Below are 26,381 nucleotides of genomic sequence, written 5' to 3'. Positions count from 1 at the left end.
GCAAAGTCGGCAACCATGACGCCGAGCAGAAAACCCATTTACACGAGATCCGAAAGGCTTTGTCATGAAACCGATCGAACAGCAAGTTGTCGTGATCACCGGAGCATCGAGCGGCATCGGGCGCGCCGTCGCGTTGGCATTCGCACGCCGGCAGGCTTGCCTGGTGCTGGCTGCCCGCAACGAGGTCGCGCTGGAGCAGGTGGCGCGTGACGTCGAGCGCCTGGGCGGGCGGGCGCTGGTGGTTCCAGGCGATGTGTCGCAGTGGCAGCAGGTGGCCCGTCTCGCCGATACGGCGATCGCGCGGTTCGGGCGCATCGATACGTGGGTCAATAACGCCGGCATCAACGAGCACGCGCCGGTGGCCGACATGACGATCGAGGAAATCGAACGCATCATCCAGGTCGACCTGATGGGGTATATCTACGGCATGAAGGCGGCGCTGGCGCCGATGCGCCGCCAGCGGCAAGGCACGATCATCAATGTGGCGTCGATCGTCTCGCTGCGCGCCGCACCCCTGCACGCGCCGTACGTCGCCGCCAAGCACGGCATCGCCGGGTTCACGGAAGCACTGCGGATGGAACTGATGCACGAGAAAATGCCGGTCCAGCTGACCATGGTGATGCCGAGCTTCATCGATACGCCGCTGTTCCTGAATTCGCGGTCCCGGCTCGGCGTACAGCCGCGCCCCGTGCCTCCCGTCTATGCGCCCGAGGCGGTCGCCGAATCCGTGCTGTTCGCGGCGGAGCACGCGCGGCGCGACATCATCGTCGGCGGGCAGGGCGCACTGGTCGCACTCCTGCAAAAAATCAGCCCGGCCTTGCTGGACAAGCTGATGGTGGCGGGCGGCCTGATGTTCAGGACGCAGAAAACGGACAAGCCGGACAATGGCTACGACAACCTGTTCCAGCCCACGCCCGGCACCGGTTCCGTCACCGGCGCCTGGACCGACGAATCCCTGCCGTACAGCTGGTACACCCGTCACGTCGAGCACTATCCGGAGCGCAAGCTGGCGGTGCTGGGCGCACTGGGATGTGCCACCTGGCTGTTGCTGCGATCGCGCGGCCGGACGACGGGCTGAGCGGCTTGATTTGTTGTTGCGATTCATGAGATTGTTCCGCGCTTCATTCCCACACCGTGTCGGGATGCCGTCCTACAAGTTTCCTGCCGATAAGGAGTAACGTTCATGGTCGAGGTGCACGAACAATAATCGGCAGGCGGGATGGGCAATTTCAGCAACGGACGTGGCGCCGCGCGGCGCATTCTGATAGTCGACGATAACTGCGACGCGGCGGAACTGTTGGCCGAACTGATGCGCCTGTCGGGCTACGAGGTCGATGTCGCCTTCAGCGGTGCCAGCGCGCTGCAGGCGGTGCACGCGTTCCAGCCCGATGTCGTGCTGCTCGATCTCGGCATGCCCGGCATGGACGGCTACCAGGTGGCGCAGGTACTGCGCGCCACCCCCGGATTCACCGGCCTGCGCATCATCGCGCTCACGGCCTGGGGCGATGCCGAGGCGCGCGCCCGGACGGCCGCATCGGGCTTCAACCTGCACCTGACGAAACCGGCGCCCCTGCCGGCGCTGATCGGCGCGCTGGACGCGGGCTGAACACGGCTCGCCGCGCAGGCTGCCGCATGGCTGCTTCCCGTTGGCCCCCGGCCGCCCTCGGTTCCACCACTTCCCTCATTGCCCCTCAGTTGCGGAACACGATCCCGAACAGGTACTGCGTGCCCGCATACGCATGATCGACCAGGTTCGGGCGGCCGTCCGCGTACGGCGCGTAGCTGCCATGGGAGGTCGATTCGCCGGCGCGCCCGATGTTGCGGCCCTCGGCGAACAGCTCCACGTTGCGCGTCAGGCGCCACGCAATGCGGGCATCGACGAAGCGCGTGGCGCTGTTGAAGGTGGGCGTCGCCGGGTTGAACGGCAGCGCCGGCGCGCTGTCCACGCCGACGGCGGGGTAGTGGTTGGCGCCGGCCGGCAGCTCGCGGAACGAACCGGCGGCGCTCTGCACCGCCAGGCGCGCCTGCAGCCTGCCGTCGTCGTACCACAGCGAGGCGTTCCACGTATAGCGCAATTCGCGCTGGGGGCCGAGGGCGGTACCGGTCAGCAGGTCGCGGATCGGCTGGCCCAGCACCTTCGAGCGCATCCGCGTGTAGTTCGCATCCAGGCCTGTATGGCGCAGCAGCCAAGGCAGCCACGTGAATGCGGTCTTGCCGCTCAACTCGATGCCGTTGCGCGCCGTCGACGGGCCGTTCACGTACGTGGCGTACGCATAGCGCAGCGCCGACAGGTCGGCGCCGGTGCCCGGATCGGCGATGCCGGAGCCGGCGAACGGCTGCGCCGCGTAGACGGCCACCCGCATCGGCGCGCCGCTCAGCCCGCGCTGGCGGAAGCCGGCCAGCGACAGCACCGTGTCCCGGTCCGGATACCACTCGACGGACAGGTTCTGGTTGCGGCTGCTGAGTGACCGCAACCCCGGATTGCCCAGCGTGCCGTCGCACGTCATGTCCTGTTCCAGCGCCGCGTCGAGACGGCGCTCGTCGTAGCTGCAGGTGACGTTGTTGCTGTACAGGTACTGCACCGGCGGCCGGGCGATCGCCTTGGCGCGGTGGTAGCGCACGGCCAGCCGGTTGCCGGCCGTCCACCACGCCACGTTCAGGATCGGCATCACGTCCGTGCTGCCGCTGCGCAGCGTCGTGTTGCGGGCCGCGGCCTGCTGCACGATGCCGGCGGCGGCGCCGGGAGTGTCCGGATCCCAGGCCGCGGTCTTCGTCACCGACTGGAGCGTCATCAGGCCGGTGCCGGCAACGTCGGTCCTTACCACGCGCCAGCCGAAGTTGCCTTCGATCGTGGAACCGAGCGGCAGCGCGAGCGCCGTCCACGGCACCCGGTCGATGGTGAAGTCGCCGCTCAGGTAACCGGCCAGTACGCGCTCGCCGACCGCGGTCTTCGGCTGCTCGTACACGTTGCCGTCGCTGCCGCGGCACGTCTTCACGCAATCGAGATTGAAATGCTGCACGCCGGTCAGTTCGATCACCTTGCGCACGTCGATCCCGGTCCAGCCCGCCACAATGCCGTCCGGGATGTCGCGGGCACCGTGCAGGTAGCGGATCGAATCGTTCGTCAGCGCCTGCGCCACGATGCCGCGGTACTGCGCCTGCGTCATCACGATCGAACCGGTAAACGCCGTGGCGGGGTCGCTGCCGTAGTGGATGCCGTACTGGCACGGCCGGCCGCCCCCGGCCAGCGATCCGGCCGTGTCCTCGCAGGCCTGGAAATTGCCCCGTACCTGCGCCCATGGCACGACGACGGCCGGCGACGTTGCCGTGGCCGGCCGCACCGTATAGCCGGCACCGGACCAGTTCGCGGTGCGGTAGTCGCGGCCCTGCAAGCCGAACTTGAAGCGGCTGACGAACGGGATGCGCCCCGCGGAGGCGTAAGTCATGTCCAGCCGCGTCGTGTCCTCGCGCCGTTCCATGATGCGCGGGTTGGCCATCGTCAGCTGCGTGGCGCCCGACGTGCGCGGCGCCCCCGGATCGGCCGGGTCGTTCAGCATGCCGTAGTTGGCGTAGTTCTTCTGGTCGTACGTCGCGCCGGGCGGCAGCGCGTGCGTCCACATGCCGTTCGGCGCCACGGACAGGGTTGCCGATCCGTACGTGAAACCGAAGTTGGTGCGCCATTGCATGCGCCAGGCATCCGACGCGGCGTGCCCGTACAGGAACTCGGCGCGGAACGGGCCGGAACGCCAGGTGCCGCCGAACTGCGCGTACTGCGACGAGCTCTCGATCCGGTCGTAGATCTGGTCGACGTTGGCGGAGACATCGGTCAGCGTGTACCGCAGCAGGTGGTGGTTGGCATCGACGACGACCGAGCCGGGCACAATGTTGGCCACCGAGCCGTCCGTCATGCCGCGCCAGGCCGTGGCGCTGGCGCCCAGGTTGACGGGCGATGGATAGAACCAGGTGTTCGACCCGGGTGCCGGGCTGCGCGTGATCGCCGGCGCGGTACCGCTGTCGGTGTAGCGGCCGGCCGGATTGGCGCTGATGTTCCCCAGCGCGAAGAACGACTGCTCGTCGTCGATCTTGCGCGTGTTGCGGTTGAACTTCGCGTACAGCGACAGCCGGTCGCCGACCTTGAAGTCGACGCGCAGGTCGCCGTACAGCCGCTCGTCGTATTCGCGGCGCACCAGGTAGCGCACCTGCTGCGGCGTGTAGTCGTTCCACTGGTTCAGGCAGGTAATGAACTCGTTGGCGCGCTGGCTTTGCGCCGTGGCCTGGTGGGCGCGGCTGGCGATCGCGGCCAGTTCGGCCGCCGTGTATTGCGGGAAGGCTGCGCGGCAATCGGCCTTGCTGTGCGCCGCCGCCGAGCGCTGCACGATCTCCAGCGGGCTCAGTGCATCGAAGGTGCCGCCGCCGGTGCGTTCCCAGCGCGCCAGCGGCGCCGTCGCCGCCGGATCGGCGAGGTTGACGGTCGCCGGATTGAAGGAAAACGTCTTGTCCGGCGAACCGTCGACATCGAGCGGGCGAACGGTACCCAGGTTGTAGGCCGAATACAGGGCGGTGTGGTTCTCGTTATATGCCGCGGCGCGGGTGAGGTTCAGCACCACGCCCAGGCGCCTGTCGAGAAACCGGTCGGCAAAGATGAAATTCAGGTTCGGGGCGGTGCGCCCGTTGATCGAGTTCCGCTGCGCGGCGGCGCGCAGCGCCACGTAGCGTTTGTCGAAATCCAGGCCCGAGCGGGTGCGGATCAGCACTCCGCCGCCCAGCGAGCCTTCGGTCATGTCGACGGTGGAGCCCTTGACCACCTCGATGCTCTTGATCAGGTCCGTGGACAGCTCGCGCAGGTCGACGCCGCGCCCCGAGCCGCCGTTGTTCAGGTCCGTGCCGCCCGCCGCCTGCACGCCGAGGCCGTCGATCTCCACCCGTACCAGTTCGGCCGTATTGGCGCGCACGTTGATCGTGGTGCCTTCGCCGTAGTCGCCGCGGTCGAGCGTCACGCCGGCCACGCGTGAAATCGCCTCGGCCACGTTGCGGTCGGGGAAGGCGCCCACCTCGTCGGCCTTGATCACGTCCACCGCCGTGGCGGCATTCTTCTTGTGCAGGATCGAGTCCCGCTCGGCGGCGCGGGTGCCGACGATCTTCACCCGGGCCGGCGGCGCTGCCGGCGGCGGTTCGGCCGGGCGGGGCAGGGCGGGCGGTGGGGCCGGTGGTGGGGCGGGTGTGGCCGGCAGCGGCGCGCGCCTGACCAGTACCGTGCCATTGGTGTTCAGCGTGGCCACCAGGCCGGTACCGGCGAGCAGCCGGTCGAGCGCCTGCCGCGGCGTGAACGTGCCGTGCACGGCGCCGGTGCGCACGCCGGCCAGGTCGTCGCCGCTGGCCAGCAGGCGCAGGTTGGCCTGCCGGGCAAATTCCGGCATCGTCACGGCGGCCGGGCCGGCCGGCAGCGCCAGCGGCAGGGCGGTCGCCATGGCGGGGCGGGGCAGCGCAATCGCCGCCACCGCCGCGAACATCAGGCTGCGCAACGTCATCGGAGTGGGGTGCGTCCGGCGCCCGCGTCAGCGCGCCGCGCCGATCTGGATCGCATCGGCGCGAATGGCCACCGGCACGTTCAGCAATGCATGCACGTCGTTGGCGAATTCCTCCGGCTGGTCGATCCGGTAATGGCCCACCAGCGGCTTGCGCCGCAGGGCCGGATCGGCCACTACGATCTGCCGCGTGTTGTAGCGGTTGAACTCGGCCACGGCGTCGCCCAGCGGCTGGTTCTCGAACACCAGCTTGCCCTCGCGCCAGGCCAGCCGGCGCGCCACCTCGCCGGGATTCGTGCCGATGCGCGGAGCGCTGCCGTCGGCGGGTACCAGCGCCAGCTCGCCGGCAGCGACCCGGCGGTGCGCCGCCGTGCTGCCATCCGCCCACACCTCGACCACGCCCTCCGTCACCAGCACTTCGGCGCCTTCGGCGTGGCGCCGCACCGAGAAGGCGGTGCCGACGGCGCGCACCCGCGCGTCGCCCGCCTCCACGACGAACGGCCGGGTCTTGTCCCTGGCCACGTCGAACCAGGCCTCGCCGTGGACCAGCGCGATGCGGCGCTGGGCGTCGGTCAGCCGCACTTCCACCTGGCTGGCGCTGTTGATGCTGATCGTCGAGCGGTCGGCCAGCCGCACCTTGCGGAACTCGCCGCGCGCCGTTTCATACGTGACGCGGCCCAGCAGGTCCGGCGCCAGCGACGTGACGGCGATCGCCGCCATGCCGGCGGCCAGTGCGCCGCCGAACACGAAGGCGCGGCGGCTGCGCGCCGGCCTGGCGACGTCCGCGGCCTCATCGTTCGCCGCCGTGGCAACGTTTGCATCCGCAAGCGGAGCCGGGTCCGGCGCGTAGGCCACTTGCGGCTTCAGGCTGGCCTGCACGGTGATCCCGTCCAGCGAGTGGGCGATGGCCCGGGCACGCAGGTAGGCGCCCTGGTGCCTGGGGTTGGCCAGGTACCACGCTTCGAAGGCGGCCTGCGCGGCGGCGTCCAGCGGGCCGGCCGCCTCGCGGGCCACCCATTCCAGTGCCGCGTCGTCGATGCTAGACATTGTGCTTTCGCGCGGCGCGGCGCGGCTGTCCGGCCTGGCCGGCGGCCGCGCCACCCTCGACGCCGACACGCGCCACCATCTCCGCCACCAGTTTCAGTCCTCGCATCATTTCCTTCTCCACCACGTTTTCCGAGATCTCCAGGCGCTGCGCCGTTTCCTGCTGCGACAGGCCGTCGATCTTGCGTGCGCTGAACACGCGCCGGCAGCGCTCCGGCAGGTTGGCGACCAGGCCCAGTACCCACTTCAGTTCCGCCCGGGCCAGCGCCACCCGTTCCGGCGACGGCCCGGGATCGGCCACGTCCAGCTGTTCCAGGCTGGCCACCGCCTCGATGTGGACGATGGCGTCGCGGCGAAACCTGTCCACCAGGATGTTCTTGGCGATCTGCATCAGGAACGCCCGCGGCTCCAGCACGTGCTGCACCGATGCCATGTTCAAAATGCGGAAGTAGACGTCCTGCACCAGGTCGTCCACTTCGGCATCGCTGTTGCACAGCCGCCGCAGGCGCAGCCGCAACTCCGCTTCATAGGGAATCACGTGGGCGCTGACCCAGGCGACGATGGCGGGATCCAGGGGCGCGATCATGCGACCCTCCCACCAGGATGACGAACGGCGCGCGGCTTTCCGCCGGCGCCTTGCTGCTGTCTGCTCCGATCCATGCATCTCCTCCGTCCGCTCGTTGCGACCGTGCTGCCGCTTCTTAGTGCTGCGGCATATCAATAGTGTGTGCATGTATACACGGTTCAGCGGGGGTTCTCAACCGCGGCTTGCGCGAAACCGTGACTAATTTGCCGCAAGCCGGCGAAACGATCACGTTGCGCGATTGTTTGCGCAGGGGGCGGCGGGAATCTTTCGCGGGGTTCGTCAACCGGGTGAGGCAGTGCCACAGCTGCCGTGCACAACAACCCCGGAGACCGACAAATGCATGTAAAACGCGCCTTCCCCCAGCCCACCATCGCCGCCCGCGCGGTGTCCCTGGCCCTGGCATCGCTGATGGCCGGCCCTGCGCTGGCCCAGCAGGCTGCCTCGCCCGTGCCGGCGAACACCGCATCCGGCCAGGCGGCCGACGCCGGCGACGTGCAGAAAGTCGTCGTCTCCACCCGCCGCTCGCAGCAGTCGTCGATCGACCGCAAGAAGAACGCGTCGACGGCGATGGACTCGATCGTCGCCGAAGACGTCGGCTCGCTGCCGGACCGGAATATCGGCGAGGCGATCTCGCGGATGGCCGGCGTGGCGATCGACCGCGGCGAGTACGGCGAAGGCGTCAGCCTGTCGGTGCGCGGCAACGGCTCGAGCCTGACGCGCGTGGAGCTGGACGGCATGTCGGTGCAGTCGGCCGGCGGTTCGGACCTGAACGGCGGCGGCGACGGCCGCGGCGTGGAATTCCGTTCGCTGTCGGCGGACCTGATCAAGAGCGTCGACGTGATCAAGGGCCAGACGGCGGACATGGTGGAAGGCTCGCTGGGCGGCGGCATCCGCATCCAGACCCGCACCGGCCTCGATTTCAAGAAGCCGTTCGTTTCCGTGCGCGCCTCGGGCACCCAGCACAGCCTGAACGAGAAATGGACGCCCGACGTGTCCTTTACGGGTGCGCGCCAGTTCGGCGGCGGGCGGCTGGGCATCGTCGTCAACGCCAATTACCAGAAACTGGACAACGAGGCGCACCAGATGCAGACCTCGGGCAATGGCCAGAATGGCTACGGCCGCTATGTGGACATCGACAACTCGCCGGAAAAGACGTTCACGTTCCAGCCCGGTTCGCTGGACATGTCGAACCCGGCGTCGATCGAGCCGACGACGACCCTGCGCGATGCCGGCGGCCGCGTGGTCTTCGCCGGCGCCACGCCACAGGACCTGCTGCAGCGCGCCGCCGCCGCGCAGAGCAAGCAGGAATGCTTCAACGCGTTCCCGCAGTTCACCAAGGCGTCGGGTGCGCTGGCCGGCCTGGCGGCCGCCGACGTCAACCGGGCCATCGACCACCGCGGCAACGAGCTGCTGACGTGCCTGAACCAGTGGAACGACTACAGCCCGCAGCTGCTGCGCTACTTCGTCAAGCGCCAGATCGACGAGCGCAAGGGCCTCGACCTGCGCACCGACTTCAAGGTCAACGACTATCTCACCGTGTATGCCAAGGGGTCGTACAGCCGCCGCACGGTGGACGATCACTTCATGACGTACAACCTGGGCCAGGTCAGCGTGAACGGCACGGGCTCGTACGTGGATGCCAATGGCGTGCGCACGGCCACGCCGGGCACCGGCAACTACACGTCGCCATACACCTACGGCCTGGGCGCCTCCGGCACCGGCATCGTGCAGGGCGCGGCCGTCAACTTCAACCCCGCCACCGCGGTGGTCGACAAGGGCCACCACCTGACCAGCTTCTCGCTCGATAACGGCGGCGCCGGCACCGACCAGATCCGCAACCTGATGGAGGTGAACACCAAGTACCTGCAGTTCGGCGGCACGTTCAAGCGCGATGCCCTGACGGCCGAACTGCTGGTGGGCGCTTCCCGATCGGACTTCCGCCGCGCCAATGCGCGCTGGTCGGTCAGTTTCAACAACGCCGGCCCGGCCACCGCCTCGGTGGGGCCGGACGGCACCTGGGGCTACGACTTCGCCAACGGCATTCCCGACAATGGCGATCCGGCCAACTACAACCAGACGGTGGCCAGCACCGACCCGGCCATGCCGAACGTGACCGCCGACCGCACCCTGCTATGGCAAAGCCCGCGCGTGATCGAGACCGACGAACAGACCGCCAAGCTCGACCTGTCGTATGCGCTGTCGGACAGGATTCCCGTCTTCAAGTACCTGAAGTCCGGCTTCAACCTGCGCCGCAGCGGCAACGACAGCTGGGGTGGCGGCGGCTATACGGTGCGCACCGCGCAGGGCACCGCCGGCCAGCCGGACTACAGCCCGGCGATCACCGTGCCCAGCACCGAAGTGCGCGGCGTGATCCGCGGCTGCGCCGACACGCCGGGTTCGGCCGGCACCGCCAATGCGTGCAAGTACGGCTACACGCCGGGCACGGCGCCGTCGCTGTCGGGCACCTGGGTACTGCCGATGCAGGACTTCCAGAACCTGCTGGGCGCCGCGATGACCGATCCGGCCACGGCCACGAAGCTGTTCAATGGCGCGTCGGGCCGGCCCGGCAACACGCTGGACAACTGGAACCAGCTCGACGTGCTGAAGGTGATCGGGCTGCTCAAGATGCCGAACTATGACTACCACTGCACCAAGGAGTGCACCGGCAGCGATGGCCAGGTGTACCAGCAGCCGATCTCGAAGGTGCGCGAGGATACCAGGGCGTTCTACCTGATGACGGACTTCGGCTTCGACACCATCCCGTTCACCGGCCGTGCGCTGCCGTTCGGCTGGGAAGTGGACGGCAACTTCGGCTACCGCTACGTGCACCGCAAGGTGCAGGGCACCGGCAGCATGACGTTCCGAGTGATTACAAAGACGCCGCAGTTCGATCCGCTCAATCCGGATGCGGCGGCCGGCATCGTCACCAGTTCCGTCACGCAGAACACGGCGATCGACGCCACCAGCCACATTTTCCTGCCCAGCTACAACGTGGGCCTGTGGCTCATTCCCAACCAGCTGGTGGCGCGCTACAGCGCGGCCAAGTCGGCAGCCCTGCCGCCGGTGTCGCGGCTGCTAGCATCGGGTACCTGCACCTATGACGAACGCGATGCCGACGACGTGGCGGGCGACGACGGCAGCCTGCGCTGCAACACGGTCGGCAATCCGGCGCTGCAGGGGCAGAGCAACTTCAACCAGAACCTGTCGCTGGAGTGGTACCCGAACGCCGACACGATGTTCAGCCTGGCCGCCTATCGCCAGGAAGGCCGCATCGGCGCCAGCAAGACCACCGGCGTGTTCGACGTGCCACTGTTCGCCGGCTCCGGCGAAGTCAATCCGGTGACGGGCCAGCCGCTGTCGGACATCGTGTTCGACTACACCACCTACACGAACGGCTTGCCGACCACCCGCACCGGCGTCGAGTTCGGCACCCGCAGCGCCTTCACGTTCCTGCCTTCCTACCTGCGCTACACGGGCGTGGACGCCAACTACACGCGCCAGAAGTCGACGATGGACCAGGCGATGATCGACCCGCTGACGGGCCAGGCGCAGCCGCAATCGGGCGAGCCGAAGTACTCGTACAACCTGGCGCTGTGGTACGACGACGGCAAGCTGGCCGCCCGCGTGGCCGTGCAGGCGGTCGCCGCGTATTACGGCTGCACGGCCCCGTGCGGCGCCACCGGCACGGGCCTGAACTCCTACCCGGCCTTCAACGTCAACTCGTCGACGTCGCTGCCGTGGAATCCGGGCACCGCGAACATCCGCGATGCGACCCGCTTCATCGACGCGCGCATCTCGTATAAATTGCGCCCCGAGCTGGAACTGTTCGTCGAGGGCCGCAACCTGTCGAACCAGACGGAAACCCGGAGCATCGCCTCGACCGGCTACAGCGACGGCACGCCGTACCTGCAGAACTATGCCTACGCGGGCCGGCGGGTCACCGTGGGGCTGGTGTACCGGGGACTGTAGTACCGTGGACTGCAATGCCGCGTCCCGCAGGAGGACGGGAGGGCACTTGCCGGGCGGGGCGGGGATGAGCGGTGTATGTTGCGCGCCACTCGACATCCGGCCCGGCAAATAAATTAATGCCATACGGAAATAAAACTTCCTATTGAGTTAAAATAGGAGCCTGGCGCAGCCCGCCGCGCCAGCCCTGATGTCGTCCGATGTGGAAGTGGGGATGCCGGATGTTCGTCCGGCTGCGATCGTGCGGGCTCACGACCCGTACTATTGCCGGAACGACCCCTGTGCCCCTCGAAGACCTGCCCGACTCCAGCCTGATTATCGACCGCCGGCGTGCCGAATTCACCGATCCGGACTGCGAGGCGCGTTTCATCGCCCACACGCTGCCGGAACGCAATGGTCAGCTGAAGATCAGCCTGCTTTGCGCCGCGGTGTTCTACGTGGTGTTCGGCGCCACCGACATCGCCACGCTCGGCCCGACCGCTACCGCCTTCGCGCTGGTCGCCCTGCGCGTGCTGGTGGCGCTGGTGGCGCTGGGCGGCATTTACGCGATCCGTCGCCGGCCTGATTCCATCGCGCTGTCGAACAGCGCCTCCAGCGCGCTGCTCGTCGTCGCACTTGCCGTGTTCATGGTGGTGTGCTGGTACCAGCCCGAGACATTGCCATGGAACGTCATGTCGCAGGCGCTGATCCTGATGGCGGTCTACGTCAATTTCCCCAACCGTATCCATTACACGGTCGCGATCGGGGCCGGTTCCAGTGCCGTGTTCGGCGCGATGCTGGCGTTCCAGGGCAACCTGCGGGCCGACGACCTGCTGACCCTGGTGCTGCTGCTGATCCTGGCCAATACGCTCGGCTACATCGCGGCGCGCCGGTTCCATCTCGGCCTGCGCGAGCAGTTCTGCTCGGCCATCCTGCTGCAGCAGATGGCCGACCGCGATCCGCTGACGGGCTGCCACAACCGGCGCATCCTGCAGAAGGGGTTGCTGGATGCCGAACTGGCGCGTACCCGCCGCTACGGCACCGGGCTGTCGGTGATCCTGTGCGATATCGACCATTTCAAGCGCATCAACGATACCCACGGCCATGCGGCCGGCGACCGGGTGCTGGCTGATTTCGCCGGCCTGCTGCGGGCGATGACGCGCGAGACGGTGGATCGCGTGGTGCGCTACGGCGGCGAGGAGTTCCTGGTCGTGCTGCCCCAGACGGAGCTGGCTGGCGCGCTGGCGCTGGCCGAGCGCATCCGCGCCGCGTTTGCCGCCAGCGCCACGCGCATCGGCGACGGCGTCACGGCCTCCGCAACCGCCAGCTTCGGTATCGCCTGCGTGCCGGCGCAGCATCCCCACCTGCCGGCGTCGGCCGAAGCGCTGGTCGGCGCCGCCGATGCCCAGCTGTATGCGGTCAAGCACAACGGCCGCAACGGCGTGCGCGGCATTGTGCTGAGCGGCGTGCCCGAACTGGTACGCGTGGCTACCTGAGGCTTCCCCGCCATCTCGCCCGTGCCGGCGGAGTCCGGATCCGGCAAGCATCTTCGCTCACCAGTAGTGATCGGCACTGGCGCCGTTGGGCTTTCGCAGGAGCGAGAATGACCGGACGGCGTAGTAATTTTTCACAATGCGCTCCCGGCGCACTGGTGGAATCGGTTTCAACTACATTTTTTGACTCTGCAATGTAGTTGCACATGGTATAGTTAGCGCTATCGCAACAATGACCAAATGCGCGTTGCAGCAATCAACCTGCTGAGTGTTTCGGGTCGCGATCGCCGATGGGTGCACTGCGTGGTGCATCCTGTCGCCGCATGGGGAAAAGGCACCGGAGCCGGCCATGAGCGTAGGCCGGACCGGGGTCCCAATAAGTAGAAGCAGGGCGGAATCCAAGACCGCCCATTACCAGAGACACACTCAAAAATATTCCGATGAATCAATTTTCGACCCTGGACACGCTTGTCTTCCTGTTTTACTTCATCGTCATCTCCAGCTACGGCATCTGGATCTACCGCCGGAAAAAAAGTACTTCCGGCCAGGCTTCGCATGACTACTTCCTCGCCGAAGGCTCGCTGACCTGGTGGGCCATCGGCGCCTCCCTGATCGCTTCCAACATCTCCGCCGAACAGTTCATCGGCATGAGCGGTTCCGGCTTCAAGATCGGCATGGCGATCGCCGTGTATGAACTGATGGCCGCGGCCACGCTGATCATCGTCGCGGTGTTCTTCATGCCCGTGTACCTCAAGAACCGCATCTACACGATGCCGCAGTTCCTCGAACAGCGCTACGGCAAGGCCGTGGCGACGACGATGGCGCTGTTCTGGCTCGGCCTGTACGTGGTGGTCAACCTGACGTCGATCCTGTACCTGGGCGCGCTGGCCATTTCCAGCGTCGCCGGCATCAACGTGTTCGCCTGCATGATCTTCCTGGCCGTGTTCGCCGCGATCATCACGCTGGGCGGCATGAAGGTGATCGGCTACACGGACGTGATCCAGGTGCTGTGCCTGGTCGTCGGCGGCCTCGTCACCACGTGGATCGCGCTGGACCTGGTCGCCACGCTGGGCGGCAAGAGCGGCTCGATCGCCGGCGCCAGCGAACTGTTCGTGCGTGCCGGCGAGCACTTCGACATGGTGCTCGACCGCGGCAACCCGAACTACATGGACCTGCCGGGCCTCACGACGCTGATCGGCGGCATGTGGATCGTCAACCTGAACTACTGGGGCTGCAACCAGTACATCACGCAGCGCGCGCTGGGCGCGGACCTGAAGACGGCCCGCAAAGGCCTGCTGTTCGCCGCGTTCCTGAAACTGCTGATGCCGGTCATCGTGGTGCTGCCAGGTATCGCCGCTTACGCACTGGACAAGTCCGGCGCGCTGGGCGACTCGATGCGCGTCGGCGGCGAGCTGAATCCTGACCGCGCCTACCCGACCCTGCTGGCCATGCTGCCGACCGGCATCAAGGGCATCGCGTTTGCCGCGCTGACCGCCGCCGTGGTGGCGTCGCTGGCCGGCAAGGCCAACAGTATCGCGACGATCTTCACGCTGGACATCTACAAGCAGCACTTCAACAAGACCGCCAGCGAGCAGAAGCAGGTTTGGGTCGGCCGCCTGACGGTCATGGTGTCGATCGCCATCGCCGCGCTGATCGCGCCGTTCCTGGGCATCGACAAGAAGGGCGGCTTCGCCTTCATCCAGGAATACACCGGCTTCGTGTCGCCGGGCATCCTGGCGATGTTCCTGCTGGGCTTCTTCTGGAAGAAGACCACGCACGCGGCGGCCATGTTCGCGACCGTTGGCGGCCTGGTGCTGTCGATCATCCTGAAGTTCCTGCCGGGCATGATGGACCTGTCGTTCCTGGCGCCGATCGGCTTCGCCGTCGACAACGGCACGGGCGTCTACGAGATCCCGTTCCTGGACCGCATGTTCATCGTGTTCTGGGTCGTCGTCGCCGGCATGGTACTGATCAGCAAGACCTCGGCCGTCTCCGGCGAGGCCAGGCGGATGATCGTCGATACCGGCATGTTCCGCGTCGAGCGCGGCTTCGCGATCGGCTCGGCCATCATCTGCGCGATCCTGATCGCCGTCTACGGAGCATGGTGGTAATCTAGCCCGCCAGCCCGCACACATCACGCGGCCCGGATTCATGATTGCGCGCAACGCGCTATCATGCCGGGTCGCGCCCGGTTTTCCGGCACATCCGCCCCCGTTCGCCTGCTGACACCGGCGAGCCGCATGGTGCGCCGCGAACCGCCCGGTATCGATACAGTCTCGATACAGTCTCACAGCAAGCCACAAAAACAGGAGCCGTATGTTCAATCCCACAGACCATCCACACCGTCGCTTCAACCCGCTCATCGGCGAGTGGGTGCTCGTTTCGCCGCACCGCGCCAAGCGCCCCTGGCAGGGCCAGCAGGAAGCGGTCGACAATACCCCGAAACCCGCGCACGATCCCCACTGCTACCTGTGTGCCGGCAATACGCGCGTCAACGGCGAAGTCAATCCCGACTACAAGGGCACGTTTGTCTTCCAGAACGACTTCGCCGCGCTGATGGCCGATACGCCGGACGCGCCGGCCAGCACCGACCCGCTGTTCCAGAACACCAGCGCGCGCGGCGTCAGCCGCGTGATCTGCTTCTCGCCGGACCACAGCAAGTCGCTGCCGGAGATGGATCTGCCGGGGCTCGAGCAGGTAGTCGACACCTGGTGCGCGCAGGCCGGGGAACTGGGCAAGACCTACCCGTGGGTGCAGGTGTTCGAGAACAAGGGCCAGGCGATGGGCTGCTCCAATCCGCACCCGCACGGCCAGGTCTGGGCCAACAGCTTCATCCCGAATTCCCCCGCCAAGGAAGACGTGCAGCAGCGCGCCTACTTCAAGGATAACGGCCGGCCGATGCTGCTCGACTACGTGGAGCGCGAGGCGGCCGCCGGCGAGCGCACCGTCGTCAGTACCGAGCATTGGCTGGCGGTGGTGCCGTATTGGGCCAGCTGGCCGTTCGAGACGCTGCTGCTGCCGCGCTTCGAGGTCAAGCGCCTGGAAGAGCTGACAAAGGAACAGCGCGCCGACCTGGCCGTGGCCCTGAAGCAGCTGACCATCAAGTACGACAACCTGTTCCAGACCTCGTTCCCTTACTCGATGGGCTGGCACGGTGCGCCATACGACGTGGACGGGAATGCGGGCGATACGCAGCCGTGGCAGCTGCACGCCCACTTCTACCCGCCGCTGCTGCGTTCCGCATCGGTGCGCAAGTTCATGGTCGGCTACGAGATGCTGGCCGAGGCGCAGCGCGACCTGACGCCGGAACAGGCTGCCGCGCAGCTGCGCGCACTGCCGGATGTACACTATCTCCAGCGCCAGTAACCCCGAACAAGCCATCCAACTAAGCAACGCAAACAAGAAGAGATCCTGATGAGCGAAACGCTGATTAACCATACCCGCACCGCGTTCGAAAACAAGTTCGGTGCCGCACCCGAAGTGGTGGTGCAGGCACCCGGCCGCGTCAACCTGATCGGCGAGCATACCGATTACAACGACGGTTTCGTGCTGCCGGCGGCGATCGACTACAGCACCGTGATCGCCGCGCGCCGCCGCGACGACCGCATCGTGCATATCGTGGCGGCCGACTACGCGGGCGCCGAGGACCAGTTCTCGCTGGATGCGCCGATCGAGCGCCGCGACGAGCCGATGTGGGCCAACTACGTGCGCGGCGTGATCCGCGACATGGTCGAGCGCGGCCTGCCGCTGCAGGGCTTCGACATCGTCGTGTCGGGCGACGTGCCGCAGGGTGCCGGCCTGTCGTCGTCGGCCTCGCTGACGGTGGCCATCGGCCGCCTGTTCGCGACGCTGCCGGGCTTCGAGGACGTGTCGCCGATCGACATCGCGCTGACCGCGCAGCGCGCCGAGAACAACTTCGTCGGCACCAAGTGCGGCAACATGGACCAGATCATTTCCGCCTCCGGCGTCGAGGGCCATGCGCTGATGATCGACTGCCGCTCGCTGGAAACCACGCCGGTGCCGATTCCGGCCGGCGCGGCGATCATGATCTTCAATTCGAACGTGCAGCGCGGCCTGGTGGACAGCGAGTACAACACCCGCCGCAAGCAGTGCGAGGCGGCCGCCAGCCACTTCGGCGTGAAGGCGCTGCGCGACGTCGACCAGGCGATGCTCGATTCGCGCGGCGGCGAACTCGATGCCGTCACGCTCAAGCGCGCGCGCCACATCGTGTCGGAGAACGCTCGCGTGCTGTCCGCCAATACGGCGCTGGGCCAGGGCGACCTGTCGCGCATGGGCGAGCTGATGGCCGCGTCGCACGCGTCGATGCGCGACGATTTCGAGATCACCGTGCCGCTGATCGACCAGCTGGTGGACATCGTCAAGAACGTGATCGGCGACACCGGCGGCGTGCGCATGACCGGCGGCGGCTTCGGCGGCTGCGTGGTGGCGCTGGTGCCGGAAGCGCAGGTGGCGCCGGTGCGCGCCGCGGTCGAAAAGGAGTATCCGGGTCCGAACGGGCAGGGCGCCACGATCTACGTGTGCAAGGCGTCGGCGGGTGCGGGCGTGGTATCGGCCTGACCTGAAGTGCTGCGCTGAAGTTCGCTACTGAAAAAGCCGCGCGGGCCGGAAGGTCCGCGCGGCTTTTTTTGTGCGCGCACAAGGCACGCCGGCGCTCAGGGCTCGGCTTCCCGGAACGGGATGGCTGCGCGCCGCCGCCGCCGAGCGCCGCTATCGAGCGCCAGCACGCGGCGGATCGCATTCGGAGACAGGCCGACCTGCACCAGGTGCGACCATGCTTTCAACGAACCTTCCATATTCTCTATGGAAATGGCGCGATCGATTTCGCGGGCCAGGTCGTTATCGAGCCGGCGATCGAGCCGACGGTCGAGCGGATGCATGTGGTTCCTCCTTGTTCATGGTGCAAAGCAGCATCCGTCAATGTTAACCAAAAGTCAAGTTGGACTTGCTAGTCAGTGTACGGTATGCCACTCAACGGCATGTCAATCAACGGCATGCCGCTCAACGGGGCGGCCGCGTCACCAGCCAGATTCCGGCGCAGACCAGCAGCAGCGCGACCAGGTTCTTCCATTCGAGGATGCTCTCGTCCAGGAACAGCGCCGACAGCGCCGCGCCGAACACGGGAATGAGGAACGCGAACACGCTGACCGTGCCCACGGGGTTGTGTTTCAGCAGCAGGCTCCATAGCGTGAATGCCACGGCCGACAGCAGCGCCAGGTAGGCCAGCAGCAGCGCCGGCGCGAACGTCATGTTGCCGATCGTGCCGCCGGTCGCGTAGCCGCCGGCCAGCAGCGCCGCGCCGCCGATGGCCAGCTGCCATCCCGTCATCACCATCGCATCCATGCCGCCGGAAACGTGCTTGCCGTAGATCGACGCGGCGGACAGCACGAACGCGGCGATCACGATGAAGCCTTCGCCCTGCCAGGTGAAGGCGATATCGAAGCCGCCGCTGCCGAGGTTCACCGCCACCACGCCGGCGAAGCCGAGCAGGCACCCGGCGGCCTTGCGGGGCGACAGCCGGTCGTTGCGGTAGATGAAGTGTGCCAGCAGCACGCTGAAGAAAGTGGTGGTGGCATTCAGGATCGACGCGCGCACACCCGTCGTGTAGGCCAGGCCGATGTAGAAGAACACGTACTGCAGGCCGGTCTGCGCCAGCCCCAGCATCGTGAGCTGGCCCAGCTGGCGCCCGGTCAGCCGCAGCGCCGGCTTGCGCAGCGCGATGGCCAGCAGCACCAGGCACAGGCCGGCGATCAGGAAGCGGTAGCCGGCGAAGATCAGCTTCGACGGCACGTCGTGCTGGGCGATGGCGAGCAGCTCGTAGCCGCTCTTGATCGACGGGTACGAGCTGCCCCACAGCAGGCAGCACAGCGTTGCCACCAGGAAGACGGAACGCGGGCGCGCAAAGAACGGGCGGACATCGGGAGACAGGGCTGGATTCATCGTTCTTCGGGGGTAAACCGTTGGCAAAACACGCGATGATACGTGACATTCGGACATCCCGCAGCGAAGCCGCCCCGGCAAAAAATGCCCGTGTGTATAATCGGGACACATGCTGACAACGAACCCATTCCGTCTTCGCCGGCTTCATGGTTCGCCCCTGAACGAGGGAGGTTCGCTGTCGTCCCCGTCATTCCTGTCTTCCCTGCCGCTCCCGGCTCCCCTTGCGCCCGCGCTGGCGCTGCGCTCGCGAGATTTCGCCCGGCTCTCCGGGGCTCGGTGAGGAACTCCCAGCCGGCCGCCGGCCAGCTGGCCTCCCGGGCCCCATCACCCCTGCCAATGCCGCCTGCTTGACGTGGGCGAAACCGATTCATCCTGCCCGGCCGACGGCCGGGCCACTATTGCAGAGTTAGTCATGAAAACGAAAATCGTCGTATCGTCGCTGGACATGGATCGCCTGGAGGCCTTGCTCGATGCGCTGCCGGCCGCGCAGGCCCAGGCCCAGCAGGCACTGCTGGGAGAGCTGTCGCGCGCCCAGGTGGTCGAACCGGAAGACATGCCGCCGGACGTGGCGACCATGAACTCGCGGGTGCGCTTCGTGCTCGACGATGCCGCCGAAGCGCGCGACATGGTGCTGTCCTATCCGAAGGACATGGACGGCAGCGGCGACAGGCTGTCGATCCTGACGCCGGTCGGCAGTGCGCTGCTGGGCCTGAAGGAGGGCAAGAGCATCGAATGGACCCGGCCCGACGGCGCGACCTTCCAGGTGAAGGTGGTGGAGGTGGTGTACCAGCCGGAGCGGGCTGGCGAGCTGCACCGCTAGCGTGAGGCGGGCGGCGCTGCGCCGCCCGGCCGGCCGCCCCGGCCGCGGCGTGGCCGGGAGTATCCGCCTCGCGCCTTATTCGAACTTGAACAGCAGCGTGCCGAGCGTCGCGCCCAGGGCCAGTACGAGGCTGAGCCGGTTGCGCAGGCGTTTGCGCCGCGCCATCAGTTCAGTCGTCGAGCGGAAATTCAGGCGGCGCCGCTCGCGCAGCGTTTCCTTGCTTCGGATTTTCATGGTGTCACACCGGTCTTTGCCCCGGCAGGGGGCAGGTTGAACATCGCCTGCACGGTTGCAGGCATTCGCGTGCCGCAGCACGCAGGAGCCGCGCCGATTATATAGGCAGCTGCATGAAGTAACGGTATAAACGGTATGTACTTAAGCGGTATCTAAGGTGCGCCGCGAGGTTCAGCGCGCGGCCGCTGCCGGCGGCGCCGGGATTGGCGGCGCACCGTAGAACTGCGGCGCACCATCGAACACGACCTCGATCCGGTCCAGCACGAAACCGGGGTCCAGCGCCTGCACACGCAGCCGGTGCGCACCGGGCGCCAGCGCAGGCAGCGCTAGCGTGCGCACGGCGCTGTTCGACAGCACGTTGCGCTTCCACTCGTCGCTGCGGCCCACGGTACCGAAGTCCAGTGTCACGGGCGCCTCGCCGTCGAGCGAGACGGCGATGCGCAGCTTGCTGGCCGAGGTCAGCGCGTGGACCGGCACGGCCACGATCCGCAGCCGCGCCCCGGCTTTCGTGTGGCTGTGGAACGGATAGTCCAGCGCCGGTGCGCCGGCCGGATCGTCGCGCGAGGGCAGTGCCAGGTCGGCGCGTTGCGCCATGCCGAAGCTGCCGATTTCCACCGGCGTCCAGCCCGGTGCGCTGGCCAGTGTAGCCGGCAGCGTGATGATCCGTTCGTGCTCGGTCGCGATCGCGGCACCGGGCGCCACCTGCACGCGGGCGGTTAGACGCTGGCCGCCGCAGCCGATCTGCAGGCCGTTCGTGTCGCCCTTGCCGTCATACGCGACGGCGATGCGCTGCTCGTAGCCGTTGGCGGCATCGAGCGTACCGCCATCGTGCGACAGGCGCAGCCCGGCCGGTACCTTGCCGGCCGACCAGCGCAGCGGCGCGGCCGCGTACTGGATCACCGTCAGCGTTTTCGTCTCGGGCACGCCGCGCGTAAACCACAGTGCGCCGCCCTGCGCCGACAGCGGCGAGGGGAAAGCCAGGCCGCAATCGCTGCGCGACGGTGCGCCATAGGCCGGGAACACCGGCTCGGCGAACACGGGCAGGCGGCGCGGCGCCGCATCCATCATGCCGCGCCATTTGCCGCCGGCCTGCGCGTTGTAGTGCGCGGTGTCGGCGGCGATGGCAGCCTGCGCCGCCTTCGCGGCGCTCGCGTAATGCTGCGCCGACGGCCGGCCCATGCGCGCGTACTGCGCCGCCAGGTCCAGTTTCAGGATGCGGGCGTTCAGGTTCGCGCTGGCCCGCACCGGATACAGCACCAGCTGGAAGAAGGCATCCTTGCGGTCGGCCGGCAGCGCGGCGCCGATCGCCTGCGCGCGCAGCGCCAGCGCCTCGTAGCGTGCCAGCCGCTGCTCGGCTTCCTCGCCGCCCGACTGGAGGTAGTCGGCCTGGCGTGTCGGCGTCGTCGGCTCGGTCTGCGAGAAGCCCATGTATTCGGGCTTGCGCTCCCAGGCCAGCGCGTAGAACTCGCGCATGATGTCGGCGATGGCCGGGGCCTGCGCGGCGCCGAACTGTTGCGCGAACCATTCCCCCATGTGGCCGGCGGCGGGGCGGTCGAGCTGGCGTTTGTCGAAGGCCGCGTCGAGGAAATACTGGGTCAGGTATTCGGCCGGCTTGATGTCGCCCACGTTGAGCACCCAGAGGCGGTCGGTCCGGGTGGCCACGGCGCGCTGCAGCTGGTCGCGCAGCAGGCCTGGCGGCGTGGTGGCGAGCCACAGGTAATCGTGCGGGCGGCCCCAGTAGGAGATGTGGTAATACAGGCCGGTGCCGCCACTGCGCGCCGCTTCCTTCGGCGTGCTGAGCTGGTGCAGGTAGCCATAGTTATCGTCGGGCCAGACCAGCGTGATGTCGTCCGGCACCCGCAGGCCGCTGTTGTAGATGTCCAGCATTTCCTTGTAGACGGTCAGCGCCTGCGGGATCCGCGGCAGCGGCTTGCGCCACGCATCGGCCAGCAGCCTGCGCTGCAGCGCGATCGCGTCGGTCACGCCGGCGCGCGCCTCGTCGATCGTGTCGGCACCTTCCATCGCCGAATCGTGCACCCCGCGGATGCCCATCGTGTAGAACGCTTCGGCGCCGGTCGTTTCATCGACGCGGGTTTTCCAGTAGCGGGCGATCGCCGCGCGGTTGGTGAAGAAGTTGAAGTCGCCGTCGCCCTTGTTCCATTCGCGCACGTTATTGCGCATCATCGGCTCGGCGTGCGACGTGCCGACGATGATCGCGTAATCCTTTGCCGCCTGCGCGTTGCCGGGGACCTGGTAGAAGGGCTTCGTCGAATCGTGCATGGCCGGCCACAGCAGGTTGGCCTTCAGGCGCCACAGCAGTTCGAAGATGCGCGCGTAGGTGGCCGGGCCGATATCCCTGGCCGGGTCGAAGGTCTGCGCCGCCCATGGCTGCAGGCCCCAGTCCTCGTCGTTCAGGAAAATGCCGCGGTAGCGCACCGACGGCGCGTCGGACAGGATCTTCGCGCCGCGCACGGCGATGCGGTCGGCCGTCCTCGGCTTTACATCCGCCCACCACTCCCATGCCGACACGCCGATCTCCCGCGTCAGGTCGACCGCGCCGAACACGGCGCCGCGCGCGTCGGACCCGGCGATCACGAGCAGGCGCGTGCCCGGCCGCGCACGCGAATCGATCCCCACGCGCTGGTACCGTTCCCACTGCCCGGCCAGCGCGGCAAAGTCGAGGCCTTCGGTCCGGGCGATCTCGCGCAGCAGCGGCGAATCGTGGCGGCCGATGACGACGCACACTTCGCGGCAGTCCGCCAGCCTGGCGGCGCGGGCAGCGGGCGCGCCGCCGACGGCCTGCAGGTCGCGCCGTACGAGATCGGCGGCGAGCCGCATCGTCGCATCGTCTTCCGCCAGTACGGCGGCGACGGCGCGGCCGGCCTTCAGGTCGAAACCGGTGGCGTGATCGGTGGCAAAATCGGTGGCAAAAGCCGGAGCACTGGACAGCAGGGCGAGGCCGAGGGCGAGGCAGCCGGGATGAAAGGTCATGAATGGTGGCGAATGAACAGTGGATCGAGTGGGCAGATGTCGGGTGGGCTAATACCGGGCGCTGATATATTACGACGTGGCGGGCGGCAAACCCGCTGTCCATCGCTCATCATGGTGAGTGGATCAGGTCATTTCGGGAGTCGACATGTTGCGTTCGCTGAAATCAGGACTGCGGAGCCTTGGGGCACCGGCCATCGGAGTGCTGGCCGCGTTGTCGTTGCACACACCGCTTGCCGGCGCGGACGAAGCCGGCCTGTGGAAGCGGCTGTCCGGCGGGGGCCACGTGGTGGTGATGCGCCATGCCGTCACCACGCCCGGCATCGGCGATCCGGCCGGCTTCAGGCTCGGCGATTGCGCGACCCAGCGCAACCTGTCGCCCGCGGGCCGTGCCGACGCGCAGGCGATCGGCGCGGCATTCCGCCGGCACGCGGTGCCGGTCGGCCGCGTGCTGACCAGCCGCTGGTGCCGCTGCGTGGAGACCGCGAAGCTCGCGTTCGGCCGCGCCGAGCCGGCCGACATGGTGGATTCGATCTGGCAGGAGGACGATGCGGTGGCGGAGCGCAAGGTCGCTTCCGCGCGCAAGTACGCCGCCGCCTGGCGCGAGCCCGGCAACCTGGTGCTGGTCACCCATGACGTCAACGTGCGCGCGCTGACCGGCACCAGCCTGGCGCAGGGCGAGATGGTGGTGGCGCGGGCCAGGGCGGATGGCGGCCTGGAAGTACTGGGAACGCTTGGCGTGCCGGGGCCGGCGCGCTAGGGCCTCACGGTCACGAGTCCAGCAACACCGCGGCATCCAGCTCCACCGGCCTGAAACCCCAGCGCGCCGCCTCGTCGATCAGGTGCGCGGTGCCGCCTGCGCCTTCCGTTCCGGCCTGCCGGTTGTGCAGGGCGATCAGCACCGGGTCGCGGGCGCCGGTGGCGAGGGCGCTGTACAGCATCCACAGGTTGGTGCGCTGCCACAGGTCGTAGTCCGGCCTGTCGACGAGCCAGGCCGGCAGCGGCTCGGCGGTTTGCAGTATCCGCGTGGGCAGCTGGCCGGCCAGGATGCGGTAGCGCTTCACCCAGCCGGCGCCGCCGCGGCGCACCGAACATGCCTCGAACCGGTCCGGTGGCAGCGCCAGGTAGAGTTCGGTGCGCACGCCGAGTTCCAGGCAGATTTCGTGGAACAGCGTATCGCCGCCGCAGGCGCCGCCGGCAATGCCGAGGACCGTGCCGCGGCAGTCGGCGATTTCGCGCTGCACCGCATCCCGGATCAATCCGCGTGCCCGTTCGCAGGCCGCATCCGTGCGGGGGAAACGCGCCGCCGATGGCGGCCGGTCCTCGCCGTCGACCATGTGGCCGGTGAACAGCAGTACTTTCGACGGCGCCGGCGGTACCGGCGGCGCGGCCGCCGCGAGCTCGTCGAGGACGTCCAGCGCCGCGCCGACCCCCGGCTCGAACAGGCCGAGCCGCCGGTAGAGGGCCAGGTTGCGGCGCGTGGCTTCCAGCGCGAAACGGTCGGCGCCGGTCAATGCCTTGCGGTAGGCCCGCTCGATCTGCGCCGGGCGGCCAGGCGGCGTCAGCACCAGGTAATCGGCGCGGCTGCACAGCAGCCAGGGATCCGGTTCGGCCGCACGGCTGTCCATCGCGTCATCGAGTCCGAGGGCCAGGCACAGCGTTGCCGCCAGGCGCTCGGCCAGCAGCCGTGCGGACGTCAGGCGCGCATGCGCCGTGGCTTCGTCGTCGAACATGGCGCTCCAGATCCCGGGATGGGCGGCGGCAAGGGCGACGCGGATCTTCAGTGCGGCCAGCGCGTTGATGGCGGCGTAATGGCCGTTCAGGTCGCGCCCGGCTGCCTTCAGGTACAGCGCCAGCATGTTCTCGAAATGGACCGAGCGCAGCGTGACCTCCTGCTGCCGCTGCGCCGGCGCCGCATCCAGCTGGTCGATCCAGGCCGATTTCCGGTTGCTGGCAGACAGGGACAAGGCTTCCACGCAGTCGCCGCCGGGCACCGGCCCGGCCAGCACGCGGGCAAGCGCCTGTTCGGAACGCGTGACCAGATCGGTCCGGTGTTGCGGTTCGGCCATTGCGAGCCGCTGGTAGATCGTTGCCAGCCGCAGGTCCGCGTAGGTGTCGTCGTCGCCGGCCCGCTGCAGGCGCTCGAAGGTATCGCGGGCGCCGTTGTAGGCACGCAGCCTGATTTGCGCGTCGCCCACCAGGCGCAAGCCTTCCTGGTCCCATTCGAAGGCGCTGGCCTCGTCGGCCAGCAGGCGCAGCTTGCCGAACAGCGCGCTGTTATGGGCGCGTTCGACTTCCTCGCGAAAGCCGGGCGGCACCATGGCCAGCTGGCCGCGGCCATGCGGCGCCAGCCTGGGCAGCAGCAGGAACATCGGACTGTCGGGCCTGGTGGCAGCCAGCGTCGACTCGATCGCACTGGCCAGCGCCGGCACGCGCGCGCCGGGGTCGGCGGCATCGTAGATGAAGTAACGATCGGTCTGCAGGTCGAACGGGTAGGGCACCTCGGACTGGGCGCGGATCAGGAACGTATGGCCGCGCCGCAGCGCGTGGCGCATGCCCAGTTCGTAGAACACGTTCGCATTGTGGATCGACACGTCGGCAATCACCAGGTCGGACAGGGCGATCAGCCGGAACATGTCGTCGCGGATATTGCCCTGCTGGCTGATCAGGCCGGTGCCGCCGCCGCTGACCGGCCTGCCGCGGGCGCGCAGCAGCGCCAGCGCGCCCTGGATCAGGTCGGTGTCGACCCGTTCGAAGTCGATGCCTTCCTTGGTGCCGAATGGCCGGATGACGAATACACGCATGGTGCGGCCTCCATGATCGGGGGGGCGCCGGCCGTGCCATTGCCGGCCGCCGGACGGCGCGAGGTGGCCCGGGGGAATGACGACGAGTGTCAACCATCGCTCACCGTCGCGCAAGGACCGTGGCCGGCGGCCCGCGATTCCGTTGTTTTCGGCGCAGGCCTTGCGCTATGCTACGCCGTCATTCATCCGAGACTGCCCATGCGCCCGCATCCATTCGCCATCCCCGCCATCCTGGCCTGCTGCCTGTCGTTCTGCCACCCTGCCTGGGCCGATCCGCAATTCCGGCTGCTGGTGCTGGCGGCGCCGAACAAATACCACTACGAATACATTCCCGTCGCCCGCGAAAGCTTCGAGCAGCTGGGCAAGCTGCATGCGTTCGAGATGACGTACGCGACGCAGCTGTGGGCGCTGGACGGCGACCTGAAGCGCTATTCCGCCATCGTGCTGCTGAACACCTCCGGCGAAGAGTTTTCCGAGGCGCAGCGCAGGAAGTTCGAGGAGTACGTGGACGGCGGCGGCAATGTCGCCATCGTCCATCGCGCGATCATCATCCCGCCCGGCAAATGGCCGTGGTACGAAAAGCTGGTCGGCCGCTCGTTTACGATCCACCCGAAGATGCAGACGGCCGTCGTGCGCACCGTCGACAAGGCCTTCCCGGCCACGTTCGGCGTTCCCGAGCGGTGGATCTGGAGCGACGAGTGGTACGAGCTGGCCAACCCGCACAACGTGGCGATCAGGCCGGTGCTGAACGTGGACGAGCGTACTTACGATCCGACCCGGATCTGGCCCGGCCAGGTGGCGAACGGAATGGGCGCCGAGCACCCGGTGAGCTGGTACCACCACGTCGGCGGCCGCAAGGCGCGCGTATTCGTGTCCGCGCTGGGGCACGACGTCAACATGTACCGCGACCGGCACTATCTGGATCACCTGTATGGCGGCATCTGGTGGGCCGCCACCGGCAACGGCATCGCCGCGCCATAGCCG

At 67.8% G+C, this 26,381-nt stretch carries 18 protein-coding genes; 10 read left to right on the top strand and 8 right to left on the bottom strand.

Annotation, left to right across the window (positions count from 1 at the left end; all coding sequences use genetic code 11):
* Positions 1–64 precede the first annotated feature (64 nt).
* A complete protein-coding gene (locus tag FHS02_RS09025; protein WP_137313115.1) occupies positions 65–1,078 on the top strand; it encodes an SDR family oxidoreductase in 1,014 nt (337 codons plus the stop codon).
* Between the two features lie 141 nt (positions 1,079–1,219).
* Complete coding sequence (locus tag FHS02_RS09020; RefSeq protein WP_137313114.1) at positions 1,220–1,606, top strand: response regulator; 387 nt, start codon at positions 1,220–1,222, stop codon at positions 1,604–1,606.
* Between the two features lie 85 nt (positions 1,607–1,691).
* Here the strand turns inward: FHS02_RS09020 and FHS02_RS09015 are convergent, their stop codons facing one another.
* From FHS02_RS09015 to FHS02_RS09005, 3 genes are read right to left on the bottom strand one after another with little or no spacing between them, the layout of a single operon-like run.
* Positions 1,692–5,528 (bottom strand): TonB-dependent receptor, encoded by a 3,837-nt coding sequence (locus FHS02_RS09015; RefSeq protein ID WP_137313113.1) that lies wholly within the window; start codon positions 5,526–5,528, stop codon positions 1,692–1,694.
* A gap of 27 nt (positions 5,529–5,555) precedes the next feature.
* Positions 5,556–6,572 carry a FecR family protein gene (locus FHS02_RS09010; RefSeq protein ID WP_137313112.1) on the bottom strand — a complete coding sequence of 339 codons (1,017 nt, stop codon included), beginning with the start codon at positions 6,570–6,572 and terminating at the stop codon, positions 5,556–5,558.
* Positions 6,565–7,155 (bottom strand): RNA polymerase sigma factor, encoded by a 591-nt coding sequence (locus FHS02_RS09005; RefSeq protein WP_137313111.1) that lies wholly within the window; start codon positions 7,153–7,155, stop codon positions 6,565–6,567. The genes FHS02_RS09010 and FHS02_RS09005 overlap by 8 nt, the downstream gene beginning before the upstream one ends.
* Positions 7,156–7,491: 336 nt before the next feature.
* On the opposite strand from FHS02_RS09005, the gene FHS02_RS09000 reads away from it, so the two are divergent.
* From FHS02_RS09000 to galK, 5 genes are all read left to right on the top strand, one after another.
* The gene (locus FHS02_RS09000; RefSeq protein WP_229422555.1) at positions 7,492–11,124 is read left to right on the top strand and encodes a TonB-dependent receptor; all 3,633 of its coding nucleotides are present in this window, start codon (positions 7,492–7,494) and stop codon (positions 11,122–11,124) included.
* 278 nt (positions 11,125–11,402) lie between these two features.
* Positions 11,403–12,596, top strand: a complete 1,194-nt coding sequence (locus FHS02_RS31945) for a GGDEF domain-containing protein (protein WP_175424746.1) — start codon at positions 11,403–11,405, stop codon at positions 12,594–12,596.
* Positions 12,597–13,033: 437 nt separating this feature from the next.
* Complete coding sequence (locus tag FHS02_RS08990) at positions 13,034–14,704, top strand: sodium:solute symporter family transporter (RefSeq protein WP_137313109.1); 1,671 nt, start codon at positions 13,034–13,036, stop codon at positions 14,702–14,704.
* Positions 14,705–14,909: 205 nt separating this feature from the next.
* Positions 14,910–15,959 (top strand): UDP-glucose--hexose-1-phosphate uridylyltransferase, encoded by a 1,050-nt coding sequence (locus tag FHS02_RS08985; RefSeq protein ID WP_137313108.1) that lies wholly within the window; start codon positions 14,910–14,912, stop codon positions 15,957–15,959.
* Positions 15,960–16,007: 48 nt separating this feature from the next.
* A complete protein-coding gene (gene galK / locus FHS02_RS08980) occupies positions 16,008–17,171 on the top strand; it encodes a galactokinase (RefSeq protein WP_137313107.1) in 1,164 nt (387 codons plus the stop codon).
* 95 nt (positions 17,172–17,266) lie between these two features.
* Here the strand turns inward: galK and FHS02_RS08975 are convergent, their stop codons facing one another.
* Together FHS02_RS08975 and FHS02_RS08970 are read right to left on the bottom strand one after the other, a co-directional pair.
* A complete protein-coding gene (locus FHS02_RS08975; RefSeq protein ID WP_137313106.1) occupies positions 17,267–17,491 on the bottom strand; it encodes a hypothetical protein in 225 nt (74 codons plus the stop codon).
* 121 nt (positions 17,492–17,612) lie between these two features.
* Entirely contained in the window at positions 17,613–18,551 is a 939-nt protein-coding gene (locus tag FHS02_RS08970) for a DMT family transporter (protein ID WP_137313105.1), read from the bottom strand.
* Between the two features lie 412 nt (positions 18,552–18,963).
* Here FHS02_RS08970 and rnk point away from each other — a divergent pair, with 412 nt between their 5' ends.
* Positions 18,964–19,371, top strand: coding sequence for a nucleoside diphosphate kinase regulator (rnk, locus tag FHS02_RS08965; RefSeq protein ID WP_137313104.1), 408 nt, complete (start codon positions 18,964–18,966; stop codon positions 19,369–19,371).
* A gap of 75 nt (positions 19,372–19,446) precedes the next feature.
* Here rnk and FHS02_RS08960 read toward each other — a convergent pair whose 3' ends face one another.
* Both FHS02_RS08960 and FHS02_RS08955 read right to left on the bottom strand, forming a co-directional pair.
* Positions 19,447–19,605, bottom strand: a complete 159-nt coding sequence (locus FHS02_RS08960) for a hypothetical protein (protein ID WP_175424745.1) — start codon at positions 19,603–19,605, stop codon at positions 19,447–19,449.
* A 171-nt stretch (positions 19,606–19,776) separates the two neighbouring features.
* Entirely contained in the window at positions 19,777–22,596 is a 2,820-nt protein-coding gene (locus FHS02_RS08955; RefSeq protein ID WP_137313103.1) for a glycosyl hydrolase 115 family protein, read from the bottom strand.
* Positions 22,597–22,741: 145 nt separating this feature from the next.
* Here FHS02_RS08955 and FHS02_RS08950 point away from each other — a divergent pair, with 145 nt between their 5' ends.
* A complete protein-coding gene (locus FHS02_RS08950; protein WP_137313102.1) occupies positions 22,742–23,353 on the top strand; it encodes a histidine phosphatase family protein in 612 nt (203 codons plus the stop codon).
* Positions 23,354–23,363: 10 nt separating this feature from the next.
* Here the strand turns inward: FHS02_RS08950 and FHS02_RS08945 are convergent, their stop codons facing one another.
* A complete protein-coding gene (locus FHS02_RS08945; RefSeq protein WP_137313101.1) occupies positions 23,364–25,397 on the bottom strand; it encodes a tetratricopeptide repeat-containing protein in 2,034 nt (677 codons plus the stop codon).
* A gap of 198 nt (positions 25,398–25,595) precedes the next feature.
* On the opposite strand from FHS02_RS08945, the gene FHS02_RS08940 reads away from it, so the two are divergent.
* A complete protein-coding gene (locus FHS02_RS08940) occupies positions 25,596–26,378 on the top strand; it encodes a ThuA domain-containing protein (RefSeq protein ID WP_137313100.1) in 783 nt (260 codons plus the stop codon).
* Positions 26,379–26,381 lie beyond the last annotated feature (3 nt).

The sequence above is a fragment of the Pseudoduganella umbonata genome (assembly GCF_014192225.1).
In the GTDB taxonomy this organism is placed as follows: Bacteria; Pseudomonadota; Gammaproteobacteria; order Burkholderiales; family Burkholderiaceae_D; genus Rugamonas; species Rugamonas umbonata.
The sequence above is the reverse complement of the archived record's forward strand: the minus strand, read 5'-3'. Positions and strand labels throughout refer to the sequence as shown.

Excerpts from the sequence above, each read along its gene's own strand:
- FHS02_RS09000 (WP_229422555.1), top strand. The coding sequence starts at position 7,492 with ATGCATGTAAAACGCGCCTTCCCCCAGCCCACCATCGCCGCCCGCGCG.
- FHS02_RS09020 (WP_137313114.1), top strand. The coding sequence starts at position 1,220 with ATGGGCAATTTCAGCAACGGACGTGGCGCCGCGCGGCGCATTCTGATA.
- rnk (WP_137313104.1), top strand. The coding sequence starts at position 18,964 with ATGAAAACGAAAATCGTCGTATCGTCGCTGGACATGGATCGCCTGGAG.
- FHS02_RS09005 (WP_137313111.1), bottom strand. The coding sequence starts at position 7,155 with ATGATCGCGCCCCTGGATCCCGCCATCGTCGCCTGGGTCAGCGCCCAC.
- FHS02_RS08960 (WP_175424745.1), bottom strand. The coding sequence starts at position 19,605 with ATGAAAATCCGAAGCAAGGAAACGCTGCGCGAGCGGCGCCGCCTGAAT.
- FHS02_RS08945 (WP_137313101.1), bottom strand. The coding sequence starts at position 25,397 with ATGCGTGTATTCGTCATCCGGCCATTCGGCACCAAGGAAGGCATCGAC.
- FHS02_RS08955 (WP_137313103.1), bottom strand. The coding sequence starts at position 22,596 with ATGACCTTTCATCCCGGCTGCCTCGCCCTCGGCCTCGCCCTGCTGTCC.
- FHS02_RS08940 (WP_137313100.1), top strand. The coding sequence starts at position 25,596 with ATGCGCCCGCATCCATTCGCCATCCCCGCCATCCTGGCCTGCTGCCTG.
- FHS02_RS09015 (WP_137313113.1), bottom strand. The coding sequence starts at position 5,528 with ATGACGTTGCGCAGCCTGATGTTCGCGGCGGTGGCGGCGATTGCGCTG.
- FHS02_RS08970 (WP_137313105.1), bottom strand. The coding sequence starts at position 18,551 with ATGAATCCAGCCCTGTCTCCCGATGTCCGCCCGTTCTTTGCGCGCCCG.
- FHS02_RS08985 (WP_137313108.1), top strand. The coding sequence starts at position 14,910 with ATGTTCAATCCCACAGACCATCCACACCGTCGCTTCAACCCGCTCATC.
- FHS02_RS09025 (WP_137313115.1), top strand. The coding sequence starts at position 65 with ATGAAACCGATCGAACAGCAAGTTGTCGTGATCACCGGAGCATCGAGC.
- FHS02_RS08990 (WP_137313109.1), top strand. The coding sequence starts at position 13,034 with ATGAATCAATTTTCGACCCTGGACACGCTTGTCTTCCTGTTTTACTTC.
- galK (WP_137313107.1), top strand. The coding sequence starts at position 16,008 with ATGAGCGAAACGCTGATTAACCATACCCGCACCGCGTTCGAAAACAAG.
- FHS02_RS08975 (WP_137313106.1), bottom strand. The coding sequence starts at position 17,491 with ATGCATCCGCTCGACCGTCGGCTCGATCGCCGGCTCGATAACGACCTG.
- FHS02_RS08950 (WP_137313102.1), top strand. The coding sequence starts at position 22,742 with ATGTTGCGTTCGCTGAAATCAGGACTGCGGAGCCTTGGGGCACCGGCC.
- FHS02_RS09010 (WP_137313112.1), bottom strand. The coding sequence starts at position 6,572 with ATGTCTAGCATCGACGACGCGGCACTGGAATGGGTGGCCCGCGAGGCG.